The sequence below is a fragment of the Ciceribacter thiooxidans genome, assembly GCF_014126615.1.
Classification (GTDB): Bacteria; Pseudomonadota; Alphaproteobacteria; order Rhizobiales; family Rhizobiaceae; genus Allorhizobium; species Allorhizobium thiooxidans.
Map to the genome: position 1 here is coordinate 179,888 of NZ_CP059897.1, position 13,556 is coordinate 193,443.

The window sequence follows — 13,556 nt, forward strand, 5'->3', positions numbered from 1 at the left end:
GGTCATCCCTCGCGCCCTGCACGCAATTCCTGCAATCTGATCACCGAGTTGACGCCGAGCCATGCAAGCGGTTCCGGCGGGAGACGCCGGGGCACCTTGTGATCCATGAATTCCTCAAGTTGCCGAGACCCGGTTCCCGTCGCCAGCTCTGCCGCCAGCATTCCCGCGAGCGTGCTCTTCACTGTACCGAGCCCGTTCTCGCAGCAGGCGGAGAAGAGCCCCTCCTCAATTTCGCCGAAGGCCGGGACGTGGTTGACGCTGAGACACAGCCGCCCGGACCAACTGTGTTCGAGCGGAATGGTCGCGAGACCCGGAAAGCGTGCAACAAGCGCCTTCTTATGCGCTTCGGCCATGCGGAGCATCCGCCAGTCGGGCGTCTCCAACTTTGTCTCGTAGGTGTACTTGGTCCTCAGTGCGATGCGGGACTGGCCACCGCTGGTGATCTTGCGCACCGTTGCTCCCATGGCGTCTGCGGGGAGCAGAGCCCAGCGATCCTGCCCGCAGACTCTCCTGGCCACATCCTCCGGAATTGCTGCTGTCATCGAGGCGTAAGCGAAGATGTGCATCAGCCGCCCTTGATAGAAGCCGAAGTCAGTGATGTGTCCGTTGACGCCGAGGATGACCTTCGGTGCGGAAACACGTCCTCGATCGGATGCCGCAACCCAGCTCGCACCCGAACGTGTCAGTGATCGCACAGGGGAGTTCTCGAGGATTGTCACGTCTGTCGAGAGGCCGGCGGCGAAGGCCCGGACATAGTCGGCTGGCTGAATGAGTACGGCGCCTGGGGTGTAGATTCCTCCGAGGTAGTAATCCGTTCCGGTGATTTCCCGGAGCTGCCGCGCGTCGAGATAGGAGTGCTTCTCGCCCGCTGATCGCAAGGATTCACCAAAACTCGCATTCAGTTTCATGCCGCGCGAAGTGGCCGCCGCATTGATTTTACCTGCGGGATCAAACGTCTCCCGGGTCATCCCGTATTCTTCCGCCGCTTCCGTGGCAAATGCGATGGCAGCACGGTTCTGCTGCATTTCGATTCGCGTCGCGTCGAGGCCCCCGTTCGAATACTCGCTGGAAGACAGACTGTGCGGCACGTCGATCATGAAGCCCGAATTGCGTCCGGCGGTGCCCTTTCCCACCTCGCTCGCCTCCAAGATGACAATCCGGTCCTGAGGCCTGATCTGTCGCAGACGCCGGGCCGCCGAAAGTCCCGCATAGCCTGCTCCGACGATCAGCCAGTCCGCAGTGACGTCTCCTTCCAGGCTCCGGATGGGTAAGAACCGCTTGCTGATCGCCTCCCACCCGGACCTGCCATTTTCAATGGGGAGACGTTTTACGGGGTGAGTGCTCATCGGATTGTCTCGTCCACCGCGCGGTCAGAAAGATCGATCCAGATGGTCTTCAGTTCGCAGTAGTTGTCATGCGCGAAGACAGACTTGTCGCGCCCGCCAAAGCCGGACTCCTTGTAGCCGCCGAACGGAGTGCTGGCGTCGCCCTCCCCGAAGCAGTTGACGGTCACCACTCCGGCCCGGATCTCCCGTGACAGCCGGATCGCATTCTTCAGGCTGGCGGTGTAAACAGACGCAGTCAGCCCATAGTTTGTGTCATTGGCGAGCGCGACGGCTTCGGCAACGGTTTTGAACGTCGTCACGGACAGGATCGGTCCGAATATCTCTTCCCGGAACAGCCTGCTCTGCGGATCAACACCGTCGACTATAGTGGGCTCGATGTAACGGCCTTCAAGCGTCTGCCCACCATGTGCGACCGCCAGGCTTTCGCTTTTCACGTCCTTAAAGAACGAAGACACCTTGTCGAAGTGCGCCTTGCTGACCAGCGCGCCGATCCTGTTCTCCGGATCGAGCGGATCGCCTGTCTTCCACTCGCGCATGTATTCGCCGATCCGCTTCAGCAGTTCGTCCTTTACGCTTTCCTGGACGATGAGCCGCGAGGTTGCCGAGCAATTCTCCCCCATGTTCCAGAAAGCACCGTTCACGACCTGCTCGGCAACAAGGTCGAGGTCCTCGGCATCGGCCAGGACAACGGCCGGGTTCTTGCCGCCACATTCGAGCACGATGCGCTTTAGGTTGGAGTCTGCCGCATAGCGCAGGAAGCGCCTGCCGGTCGGAGTCGACCCGGTAAAGGCCACCATGTCGACATCCATGTGCATGCCGATCGGTTCCCCGACCTCCTTGCCGCCGCCCGTCACCACATTGAAGACACCGCTCGGAAGGCCCGCCTCGATCGCGAGTTCCGCAACCCGCAGGGTCGTCAGAGAGGTTTCCTCAGCCGGCTTGACGATGACCGAGCAGCCGGAGGCCAGTGCCGGACCGATCTTCCATGCGAGCATGAGCAGGGGGAAGTTCCACGGCAGGACACAGCCGACGACGCCAACCGGCTCCCGGACCACCATGGTCAGCGCGTTTGCGCCCACCGGCGCCGTGTTGTCGTAGATCTTGTCAATCAGCTCGGCGTGCCAGCGGATGGTGTGGATGGTATCCGGGATATCGACTGTCTGGCACTCGCGGACGGGCTTGCCGCTGTCGAGGCTTTCCATCACCGCAAGTTCGTGGCGGTTGTCTTCCAGAAGGCGCGCCAGACGAAGCAGCACGGCCTTCCGCTCTGCGGGCGACTGCTGCCGCCAACGGCCATCTTCAAAGGCTTCACGCGCCTTCGAAACGGCGAAATCGACATCGCTTGCGCCGCAGGCTGCGACTTCGGTCAGCACTTCGCCTGTCGCCGGGTTTGTGGTCTCGAAAACCTTGCCCGAGCTGGCGGGCCTGGACGCGCCGTCGATGAAGGCCCCCGACGGGAACTGAAGGGTGGCAGCGATTGCCTTGTATTCGGCCGCGGTCAAGGGTTCATGCATAATTGGCTCCCGAGGTAATCTGGGCGACGGTACGCTTCACGGTAGCGACGACTGTCTGGAGGGTTCGCTTTTCTTCGGAGGTGAGGCCGCGCAGTGGGGCACGGACAGGACCAGCCTTGAGGCCGATGATCTCGCAGCCATGCTTGATCGACTGAACGAACTTGCCCGTCTCCAGGAAGTCCATCAGCGGCAGCATGGCCGACATGATGGCCCTTCCCTTGTCAAAGTTCTTCTCGAGGACGCAGGCCTCGTAGAGGGCGACATGCTCACGCGGCAGGAAGTTCGAGCCGGCACAAACCCAGCTACGCGCTCCCCATGCGAAGAACTCAAGAGCCTGATCGTCCCATCCGCAGGAGAGTGCGATGTGGGGGTACTTCCGCGCCAAGAGGTGAAGGTTCGAGGTTTCGCCCGAACTCTCCTTGATTGCCTTCACATTCTTCGACTTGCCGACCCGGGCGAAGAATTCGTCGCCCATCATGACGCCCATTCGGGCCGGATAGTTGTAAAGCATGATGGGAAGGTTCGCCGCGCGATCCACCGTCAGCGCATGGACGGCGTTCTCCTTCTCCGTCGGCAAGGCATAAGGCGGAGACGTCACGAGGATCGCGTCGGCATCGATTTCCCGGGCTGCTGCCGCATACATGACCGAATCTTCGGTCCGCGTTGCTCCGGTTCCGATGATCAGTGGAAGGCGGGAGCCGAGCACCTGCCTGGCATAGGCTGCGAGATCCAGACGCTCCTGCGGCGACTGCGCGTAGTATTCTCCCGTGGACCCTCCAATGATGATCCCGTGGACTTTCGCCTCCACCAGCGACTCGAGAACCTCCGCGAAGGCGGGGCGATCGATTTCGCCGTCAGGCGTCAGGGGCGTGATGGCAGGCGTGTAGATACCTTCGAACTTCAAGACGCTTTCTCCATGAACACGGCTGAACCTTCGTTGCCGAAGTCGGCCTCGATTGCATTTGCCGCCACGAACATTCCCAAGTTCCCGCGGGACAGCTCCCAGTGCGCGAACACCAGCTCGACGACGGCGTCTTCTCGATGAGAGGCAATCGCCTCAATGAATGCGTCGTGATGCTCAACGGCTGTAATCAGTCGAGTTCGCATTTCGTCGTCGCGGGGCGGAAGAACGTGTATCCGACCCGGGCGTGGTCGATGAGCAGGCGCTTGAGGCTGGGGAGCAGGTATGTGTTCGCCGACATCTCGCCGATGATTTCGTGAAAGCGGTTGTTCTCCAGAACCAGTGCGAGCGGATCATCCTCGAGATGAGCTTGCCGAAAGCGCTCCTGCGTTTCGCGCAGATCAGCGAGTTGCCGAGGCTTGAAGTTCTGGACTGCCAGTCTGCCAATGGCCGAGTAGACCATCGGCGCCACGAGGTAAAAGTGGCGCAGAGCATGGTGATTCATAGGCGCGACGCGCGCACCGCGATTGGCGCGAATGTCGACATACCCCTCCCCCTCAAGACGCCGGAAGACTTCGCGAACCGGTGTACGGGAGAGGCCGAATTGTTCACTCAGGCTCGCTTCGTCGAGCACATCGTCGGGCTCAAGTTCGAGCGTCAAAATCTGGCGCTTGAGCTCCTCGTAGAGCCCGTGTTTGCTGCCATTCATCCGAGCCTCCCGAGTGAATTTCCCCTTCGAGAAAAAGCTCTCACGAGACCCGTCACGAGTCAATAGAATTGTATACGCAGATTACACAAATAGTATTTCGAGAAAACTCAATCTCAGGATCCCTAGACAGGAAATCTAAAAGAGCAATATTTTCCATCACTTGCGAACGACGGCCCATCAGGTAGATTGGCCGGAGCCCGGGCGCAGAATCGGAGTTCTGGCACTGGACTGCGCCCACCGAGAAGCCGAGCGCGCCTCTTCAGCCGCCCGACTTCAGGGAGTAATTTAGGAAGATCGATTGTCGAACGCGGATGCGCGGAGAAGCCACTAAGACTGTGGAGCTGCCTCAGGCAAGAAGTCCGCCTTCAGCTCCCGGGGGCCACAAAGAGCTCCATGTTGGCTCTTGAAAGTTCCCAATGATCGAATACCAGCTTCACAAAACGGTCTTCGTCGTGCTCGCGTATCGCCTCTATGAATGCATCATGATGCTCTACCGCCAGGCGCAACCGCTCCTGCATGTCCTCGTTTCGGGGACGGAAGAAGGTTTTGCCAATCCGTGCGTGATCGATCAGCAGACGACGAAGACTAGGCTGCAGATAAGGATTGCCGGACATCTCGCCGATGATTTCGTGGAATCTGTTATTCTCGATGACCATCGCTGTCGCGTCGCCACTCTGGCTGGCGGCTCGGAATCGCTCCTGGGTCGCGCAAAGCTCATCCAGTTGCTTCGGCCGAAAATTCTGTACAGCCAGTCGCCCAATCGCCGCATAGACGAGCGGAGCGACCATGAAAAACTGCCTGAGACTTTCGTGGCTCATCGGGCTCACGCGCGCCCCGCGATTGGCGCGGATGTCTATATACCCTTCGCCCTCGAGCGTGCGGAAAATCTCCCGAACCGGCGTCCGCGACAATCCGTACTGCTCGCTCAGGCTGGCCTCATCCAGATCCTGATCCGGATCCAGCTCCATCGTCAGAATCTGTCGTTTGAGATCTTCGTACAGACCGCTCTTTCCACCCTTCAAACCCGAAGCTCCAGTCCAGAGAACCATCAAGGTAGCTCGTGGCATGAGGACAAAGGGCTGTCAAATCGGCGTGTATGGAAAGTACACAGGCTTCGGACCGGAACATCAATGAGTCTCGCCCACGGCGGCACGACCGAAAGCCAAGCGTGTCATAGAGGAACAATCGAGAACATCACATGAGGAGGTCGACAGAAAACTCGAAGCCCACCTCAGCCGTGATGAATATCTGCAGATGCTGGAAGCGTTGCTCGCCGCCGACGCGTATCCGGACGCACAATCGGGAATGCGGTATCCAACCCGCGCATCAGAGCTTGATCACCGACATCCTTGAGTTCCGCCTCCACCCATACGCGATCATCACCATGAATAGTCGTTCGTCAAAACGAGCGGTTGCACACGCCCAGAGCATTGACAACGGACGTCAGAGCGGTGTTCCACCGCCACCTTAAGTATGATGGCCATGTTCCCAAACGGTCTACGGGCGTGTCTCTCTTCGCTGCGATAAACTCTAACGCTGAGATTCAAGGCCAGAAGAAAGGCGAACCTCTCCGTCGATCCAGTCGCGAAATACCGCCACTTTCGGATGGTCTCGGTTGCCAGTCCTGTAGAGCAGATCATAGCCCCATTCGACATCCAGCTTTGCCTGCGGGAACACCGACACGAGCCTTCCGGCGGCAAGGTCCTCGGCAACAAGAACACTGCGTCCGAGTGCGACACCGGCACCCCGGATGGCAGCGTCAATCGACATGCTGCCATGGCTGTAGCCAGGACCGCGCGTGCCCGGAAACGGGAGCCGCATCGCTGCAAACCAGCGCTCCCAAGTCGTGAGCATCCCAATCTCATGAATAAGCTGGCACCTTGCGATGTCCTCGACGCGGTGCAACCCGCCCATCTTCTCACGGCAATCCGGGGAGCAGACGGGAGACACGTATTCATTCATGACACGCTCGGCGGAGGCGTAGGGGTATTGCCCGGCACCATAGCGCAGCGCGACATCGACATGCCCGGACGAGAAGTCGGCGGCTGCGTCGGTCACTTCGAGATGGACATCGAGATGCGGATGCTCCGCCATCAACCGGTGAAGACGCGGTGTGAGCCATTTGCTGGCGAAGGAAATGCCGCAACTGATGACAAGACGGTTTGTGTCACTTCTGCGCCGTATCTCTTCGGCTTCGCGTCCGAGTTCGGAGAGGAGCCGCGTGACGGTGCCGTAGAAGGACTGCCCAACCTCGGTCAATTCGATCCGACGGGTCAGACGGCGGAAAAGAGGCACGCCCAGATCGTCTTCCAGCGACTTGATCTGCCGGCTGATCGCACCGTGGGTCAGATGCAGTTCCTCAGCCGCCAATGTCATGCTGAGGCGTCGAGCGGCCGCTTCAAAGGCGCGAAGTGTCTGCAAAGGAGGAAGATTGTCCGACATGATAATCCATAGGTGACCAACGCTCACGCGTGCTGTGAGAACAAATGGTTTGTTCGAAGCGTGTCAGGAACACTACACGTTGGTTGAACACACACCAATCCTGTTATGGGTCCAGCCTTTGTCACACGTCCAGAGTGAAGCGGTCGTCATCGCAAACACATATGCGCCGAGCTACTCGATCTCGGGCAAGAGCCTGCTTGCCATGCTGCTTCTTGCCCTCATGTGGGGGCTGTCTATACCGATCACCAAGCTCGGCCTTGGCACAATCCCGCCAATGACCTTCACCTCCCTCCGCTTCATGGTCGCAGTGCCGCTCTTCATGTTCCTCGCACGCAAGGAGCTGAAACTGCCAAGGGAGGCCATCCCGTCCGTGGTGGGTCTCGGTGTTATGGGCATTACGCTTGGCAACGTCGCGCAGTCTTTTGGTGTTCAGGGAACTTCCGCCTCGGTCGGCACCATTCTATCCGCGACCATTCCGATCTTTATGGTCATTCTGGCTGCCATACGCTTCAAGCAACCGGTCACTTGGGTGCACTGGTGCGGTCTGATGGCAGCCTTCGGAGGCCTCGCCCTTGTGGCCGTCGGCAGTGGTCCCGGTGTCGATGACATGTCCCGGACGACAGCGTCGGGCGTGATATGGATGCTTGTCTCGGCCGTTGGCATTGCGATCTACTACATCTGGAGCGCGGAGCTTACGAACCGCTACGGCCTCATGCCTGTCGCAGCCTGGAACATGCTGGCCGGGCTCGTGACCATGCTTCCACTCGCAGCATGGGAAATGACGGATCACTCTATCGAACTTACACCCCATTCGGTGCTCGCCATCGTCTACCTCGGTGTGATGGTGACGGTCGTCGGATTGATCCTCTGGCTCTATCTTCTCAAGGTCGTCCCCGCCCGCGTCGCGGCCAGCGTCCAGTACCTGCAACCAGTCTTCGGCATCTCCGCAAGCGCCTTCCTGTTCGGCGATCCGCTGGGCGTGATGTTTGCAGCAGGCGTAGCTCTCGTGCTGGTGGGGCTTGCCCTGGCAGCCTCTGGAAAGCGGAGCAAATCCGAACCGGTTCCGGTCTGACGTCGAAACCATCCCCCGCCGCTTGGGACTCCCAGGAGCGGCGCTTGGCCCGCCATTCGTGGCGGGTCTTTTTTTGTCTGAGCCCCTAGACCCGACGTTCCCGGCTTTTGTGCATCCAAGGGAGCAGCTCCTTAATCCGGCCCTGCTTGTGTCCATTCACGACGGCAGTGAGTGTAGCGGTAAGATAAGCCAGCGGATCGACGGCGTTGAGCTTGCAGGTTTATTCCGACCGACGAACTATGCCGAGTGCGTCTTCTGACAGGGACGGCAACCCGCGTATCAGAGCTTGATCACCGACGTCTTTCAGTTCCGCCTCCACCAATGCGCAAGCTATCCACCGCAAGCGTTCCTACGGAACGAGCGACTCGACACGTCTGCAACGTTGACAGCGGACATCAGAGCGGCAAGGAGACCCCATCTGGCGCGGGTGATGCTGAGCGAAGTATTTCGGACATACGACTTCTCTGACTGTGAGGATCTATGTCTGGGTCGATGGCTAGCCTTGGAATGATACGAATGATCGAGGCAGTGCCAAGTCGCCTTGATGGTGCTCCGCGGCAGCTGCGGCGGTTCTGGTCGGACGAGTTCAAGGCCACTGCGGTCGAGCAAGCCTGTCAGCCGAGCGTGAACGTCTCGGCATTTGCGCGGGAAATCGGGATCCTGCCGTCTCTTCCTGTCGCCGCGCTATATTGGCGCCTCTGTCGCTGGTTTCTCAAACCAAGCTGACCCGTAGGTCATGGATCACAGCGGCAAGGCCCGTCGCTCCTACTAGGGGCACGATCCGTACCGGAGCGAGTTTTGAAACGGCGCGTCCGAATACCGCGATGTTCGTGTGTCCGTTGAGCCGCGAAGGATAGATGATACCGTCTGGTAGGGACTTGTGCTCGTAAAACGCCAGCGACCACGCACGCGCCAAGCTTTGGCGCGAGGATTTCGCGACGTCTGTCGGAACTCCCATTCTGACAGCATGATCATCGCGTAGATCGACAAGTCGAAGTTGTTCTGTCGCTTCGATCTCAGCGAACCGCCGTGCATGAATTTCGTTCTCCTCAATCGGGAGATCTCCAATCAGACCGTCGCGGCGGTCGCGAAGCACGGCCTCCAGAAAGCACACTTTGAGTGTATCGCCCAAATAGAGCACACCAAACCGCCCTGCGGCGTCCCGCCGGCGTGGATCGCTGAATCGGCTCGGCGTCTTTCCAAAACCCAACGGGTCGGGAAAGGCGCTCGCATAGATCCGGCCGAAACGAGACCCTGGAAGAACGACTTCGAGATCGAGCGACGAATGTTCGAAACCGGCAGGCGGCTTGATACCGGTCATTTAGCGAAAGTCACCGCGGGAGATACTTTCGGCTGCGGCAATCGCATCGGCGTCCCGACCTCGCTTCAAGGCATCGAGTCCCGTGCGACCGTCAAGCGCCCCATGTGGCGAGACTAGAAAGCGGTAGACCGCCCAAGATCCTGCCAAGATTTCATGCAGTCTTGGTAGCGCGGCATAAGGGCGACCGTCGTCATCGAGTTGCCACACCGGGAAACGAAAACCACGTTTGGCACCGTCCAGGCCAAGCACTTGTCCGCTTTGACGCTTCGTGTTGACCGTGACCCGCGAAACGCCCAAGAGATCCGAAAACGCGTCTGCGCTCAGCATATCATCATCGCTCAGGATCTCCGCGACACGACGGCGACCGCGTTCCCGCGCAGCTGCCAAAGCAGCGGCGAGTTCTTCGTCCGGTTTGGAAGCCTCTTCCACCGGAAATGCATGTTCCGCTTCCGACGGGTCTTCCTCGACAATCGAAATCGTCTGCGCCCCGGCGAGTGGATCAACAACGACGCGGAAGCTAACTTGGTGACCAGCCTTCTGGCTGAGTTCGACAGCCTTGGTATACTGCTTGAGGAGGGCTTTCTCGAAATCCGCCTTCCGGGGTAATTTCATCGAGAATGCGATGCTAGGAGCTTCGCCTTTGAGCTCGCTTGCTGTTGTTTTCGTGACGGGCATGACAACCAACCTTCCGTGATCTAAAGATAGGCGACACGAGACAACTGGTCAAGTTTGTTAAGTTTGTAAAGATGCATAAGACTTTTCCATCCACGCAGCGGTCTTTCGCGAAACGGCCTCGTGTTTCGGCATCCGTTGCACCCCCGCCTTGAAGGGATATGAACCTAGGACGCCTTGGAAAGTTCGATTAACCAACTGTTTTATGGGCTCAATTCGAAGCGTTGGATATTCTTGTCATGCGTTTTTGTTCTCTAGATGGCGTGCGAAGTCGGGTACCGCCGCCAATGGTATCGCCGACAGGCAGCCAATCAGAGTCGACGCCGTTGACCAAGGCTTGATTGAGCTGCGGCTTGGGGACGATACTGCTTTCCCAAGATTTCAGGTACGAGTGTGATTTGCTGAGGCCTCATGAATAACGAAGATGACGACGACGAGCAGAATCCACTCAACAGCGATGAGTTGGGAAACAAAGGCGAGCATACCTTCCAGGCCCTTTGCTCGGATGCAAAACTAATCTGCAATAAGGCTGATCGCGACCGCAGTGGGTGGGATTTCATCGTCGAGTTCAATCTCGACCATAAAAATCCCGGCATCCTTGATGCCAGAAGCAACCCGATTTCCTGCGTTGTCCAGCAAAAGACGATGTGGGACTCCAATGACCGCATCAAGCTTCGCCTGTCCTCAATCGAGCGGCTGGCCAAGGACCGCCGGCCTTCGTTCATCTACGTTTTGAAGATCAGCAAGGAGACCCTAGAGGCGACCTCGGCCCATCTTATCGAGATGCGCGGCGATGCCCTCGCCAAGGTGCTCAAAAAGCTGCGCGAGGAACACGCCGCCAAGCGGTTTCAGGTGAATCGTGCCACCTTGTATCTTACCGCCAGTGGCGAGGGTCGAACGATCGGCACAGATGGCGAGAGCTTCAAGCAGGCGCTTCTCGATGCCATCGGCCCAAGCGTAACTGCTTACGAGGCGGCAAAACACAAGGAGCTGTGCGTGCTCGGCCAGGAAGGCGGGAAAATTAATCTCACCTTTGACGTGAACTCTAAGAACGAACTGGCCGATGTCTTCCTTGGCATTATCCCCGTCAAGGTAAGAGACGTGAAGGTGAGTTCGACCCGTTTCGGGATCACTCTTGAAAAGGATGACATTCCAGAAGAAGGCGAGGTCAAAATTCAGCCGGAGCGGGCTGATACCTGCGTCCTAACGATCCGCCGCGATCGCTTCGCCGAACCTGCCGTTTTCGATGGCGAGATCTTCTTCGCCCCGTCGCAGAAGACCGATGATCTTGCCGCACGGATCGTGACGGATGGCTTTGAGATTGTCATACGTGGTAGCAACTTCAGCTTCCAGTCGCAGACGATGAAGCCCGACACACCCCTTTTAAGCCCAACGGAATGGCGGAATTATTTCCTCATGGCAGATGCGCTTGTGCATAAGGATGCCACGATCGAGATCCGTCCGGGGACCGCTGCGATCGGAACGATCCGACATCGGGTCTCGGGCAACGTGAACGGCGCTCCCCGCGATTTTGTCCTTCAGGGACTGACTGCTTCCGGCATGTTGACTACCGTGGTCAAGCATATTGGGGTGGCAGATGAGCCAAAAATCAGTCTCTCTGATCTTCTCTCTCAAGTAGAGGAAATCGGTTCGGTTTATACCCTTTTGACCGACGAGGAGTTGCTTACGCCTCTCGGGTTTGAGGTGGAGGGTGATCTGCCGGCGCATGTCGGCGACCAGATACAGGCGGTGCACGCGAACTATGTGTTGCTGGCATCTCAGATCATCGTTTGGGTGGTCGACGCGGATATGAAACGGGAAACATCGGACGGACGGTCCCGCTTCGTTTCGACACGGCTCGATTTGCGGGAATTGACGATCCTCCCGCCCGAACGGTACGAAACGTATATCAAAGACCTCGCAGATGGTTCGACGATGATCATGAGTCGCCTCTTGGAGGTGGAACGCCATGCTCAACCTACCTAGAATACGACCACTATCCGAAGAGGCCGACATCGATTTCGTCGTGATGTCTGCAGGCGGAAAGCGGGCCCATCCCGATGAAGATCGCAGAGCTCTTCGAAACTCTGACTACCTTTTGGGAAACTCGATCATTGAGCTCAAGCTTCTTGAGGACGAGCGGCTGGATAAGCCGGAGGCACAGGCCAAGATTGCCAAGCTTTTTCGGCCCCTCGATATCGACAAGCCCGTCATCGTCGTTGATCCGACGAAACTAGACGATAGCGGACGGCGCACCTACGCCAATATCATGCGTGCGCCAATCAAGAACGCGGTGCGATCGGCAAGCGGCCAGTTAAAGCAGACAAAAAGCGAAATCGACCCGAGCGCAACAACGGTTATGCTTGTCATCAACAACGGGCTGACGACGATGGGTCATGAGGAGTTACTTGATCACGTTGTTGGGCGAGCGAAAAATGATACGAACGAGATCGATGCGGTGGTTGTGGCAGGATGCTATTTGCACAGCGATGGCTTCGACACTTACGCCCTGTGGCCAATTGACTGTGTGACTATGCATAGTGAGCGACCTTTTCGCGAGTTTGAAACGCTCCGAGAATGTTGGAACGATCTCGCCGAACGCCACATGACCGAGTTTGTTCAAGGCAAGCATGGGCAAGCGGCCGGGAAGGTGGCCCAAATGGATGCCGTGTTCAATTGGGATGGGCGTACCTACGTGAAGCCTGCCGTGTCAATGGGAGCGCACAGTGAATTCTATGGTGAACACCGCCCCCGCCGCAATAGCGTTACCTTCAACGAGGTCGAAGGCGTTGCAGTTACAGTTCCTTGCCTCTCCCAGTCCGAGTATCGCCGTATTCGACCCGCACTGAGAGATGAGCCGTTGCTCAAGGATCTCGAAACCTGGAATACCCATATTGCAGAGGCCATGGCGACCGGTACGCCCGACAAACCTGTAGTCCCTATTGATATCTCAAGAGGCCGTTGGGAGGCGTGGAAACGCCGTCACCCCGATTTCACGGGAACGCAATCCTTGAGGCACGCTGCCAATGAAGCCTACGGAGCAAAGGCAAGCAGGCTGGTTCACGCAGCAAGAGATGCCAAGACCGTAAAAAAGCTCCCTCGACGATTTGTCTGGGTCCAGGTGGAACTAATCGGCCAGGATGAAAAGAACGACTTGGCGCATATCGGATACATGATGGACGGTAACGAAGAGGTTTTAGCGACGAACCTTCGCATGGGACATTATCAGGCGTTGGCGCTTGCCGCAGCCCATGCCATTCGGCTAGGGCTGACCGAAATATTGTGGAACCACGATCTCAGGTACGCTTGGGTTTAACTTCAGCGCTATAGATTTTTGGAGCTTTTGAAGCGCTCGACTTCAGAGAAGCGTGTCCCGTCAAAAAAGTACAACTCAATGAAATCTCGACGGCACGAACGAACAAGTCCTCAAAAGGACTTGATGGGAGCAGAGCCATCGACCCGCTATTACCCTGGCCTTCAAGCAGGCAGTTTTTTAATATCAATTGAGACTTCCAACTGAAATGCAGAAATACCTTTTAGTAGCGTTCCGAGGTCGTCCTTCGCGGATAAGGGAGGGCG

11 protein-coding genes and 2 pseudogenes are annotated in these 13,556 nt (G+C 57.9%); 4 read left to right on the forward strand and 9 right to left on the reverse strand.

The features are described 5' to 3' along the window. Window positions 1-2 precede the first annotated feature (2 nt). The 6 genes and pseudogenes from H4I97_RS18880 to gcvA all read right to left on the reverse strand — a co-directional run bounded on the left by H4I97_RS18880 (window position 3) and on the right by gcvA (window position 6,912). Complete coding sequence (locus H4I97_RS18880) at window positions 3-1,346, reverse strand: NAD(P)/FAD-dependent oxidoreductase (RefSeq protein ID WP_182308407.1); 1,344 nt, start codon at window positions 1,344-1,346, stop codon at window positions 3-5. Next, window positions 1,343-2,860: an aldehyde dehydrogenase gene (locus tag H4I97_RS18885; protein ID WP_182308408.1), complete on the reverse strand. Its 1,518-nt coding sequence runs from the start codon at window positions 2,858-2,860 to the stop codon at window positions 1,343-1,345. The genes H4I97_RS18880 and H4I97_RS18885 overlap by 4 nt, the downstream gene beginning before the upstream one ends. Next, window positions 2,853-3,764, reverse strand: coding sequence for a dihydrodipicolinate synthase family protein (locus H4I97_RS18890; protein ID WP_182308409.1), 912 nt, complete (start codon window positions 3,762-3,764; stop codon window positions 2,853-2,855). Before H4I97_RS18890 ends, H4I97_RS18885 begins: the two co-directional genes overlap by 8 nt. Beyond that, window positions 3,761-4,470, reverse strand: a pseudogene (locus tag H4I97_RS18895) (GntR family transcriptional regulator). The gene H4I97_RS18890 and the pseudogene H4I97_RS18895 overlap by 4 nt, the downstream one beginning before the upstream one ends. A 365-nt stretch (window positions 4,471-4,835) precedes the next feature. Further along, complete coding sequence (locus tag H4I97_RS18900; RefSeq protein WP_182308986.1) at window positions 4,836-5,492, reverse strand: GntR family transcriptional regulator; 657 nt, start codon at window positions 5,490-5,492, stop codon at window positions 4,836-4,838. A gap of 508 nt (window positions 5,493-6,000) precedes the next feature. Continuing rightward, complete coding sequence (gene gcvA, locus H4I97_RS18905) at window positions 6,001-6,912, reverse strand: transcriptional regulator GcvA (protein WP_182308410.1); 912 nt, start codon at window positions 6,910-6,912, stop codon at window positions 6,001-6,003. Between the two features lie 202 nt (window positions 6,913-7,114). Between gcvA and H4I97_RS18910 the strand changes: the two genes are divergently transcribed. Further along, entirely contained in the window at window positions 7,115-7,984 is an 870-nt protein-coding gene (locus tag H4I97_RS18910; protein ID WP_182308987.1) for a DMT family transporter, read from the forward strand. An 85-nt stretch (window positions 7,985-8,069) separates the two neighbouring features. Here H4I97_RS18910 and H4I97_RS18915 read toward each other — a convergent pair. Further along, a pseudogene (locus tag H4I97_RS18915) lies at window positions 8,070-8,204 on the reverse strand (transposase domain-containing protein); the annotation flags it as partial. A 296-nt stretch (window positions 8,205-8,500) separates the two neighbouring features. On the opposite strand from H4I97_RS18915, the gene H4I97_RS18920 reads away from it, so the two are divergent. Next, window positions 8,501-8,710, forward strand: coding sequence for a transposase (locus H4I97_RS18920; protein ID WP_244658867.1), 210 nt, complete (start codon window positions 8,501-8,503; stop codon window positions 8,708-8,710). Here H4I97_RS18920 and H4I97_RS18925 read toward each other — a convergent pair. Then, window positions 8,697-9,305 carry an RES family NAD+ phosphorylase gene (locus tag H4I97_RS18925; protein ID WP_182308412.1) on the reverse strand — a complete coding sequence of 203 codons (609 nt, stop codon included), beginning with the start codon at window positions 9,303-9,305 and terminating at the stop codon, window positions 8,697-8,699. The genes H4I97_RS18920 and H4I97_RS18925 overlap by 14 nt on opposite strands. After that, on the reverse strand, window positions 9,306-9,980 hold the full coding sequence (locus H4I97_RS18930; RefSeq protein WP_182308413.1) for an XRE family transcriptional regulator: 675 nt from the start codon (window positions 9,978-9,980) through the stop codon (window positions 9,306-9,308). Window positions 9,981-10,388: 408 nt separating this feature from the next. Here H4I97_RS18930 and H4I97_RS18935 point away from each other — a divergent pair, with 408 nt between their 5' ends. Both H4I97_RS18935 and H4I97_RS18940 read left to right on the forward strand, forming a co-directional pair. Further along, entirely contained in the window at window positions 10,389-11,963 is a 1,575-nt protein-coding gene (locus H4I97_RS18935; protein ID WP_182308414.1) for a hypothetical protein, read from the forward strand. Then, window positions 11,947-13,293 (forward strand): hypothetical protein, encoded by a 1,347-nt coding sequence (locus tag H4I97_RS18940; protein WP_182308415.1) that lies wholly within the window; start codon window positions 11,947-11,949, stop codon window positions 13,291-13,293. The genes H4I97_RS18935 and H4I97_RS18940 overlap by 17 nt, the downstream gene beginning before the upstream one ends. The last annotated feature ends 263 nt before the right edge of the window (window positions 13,294-13,556 follow it).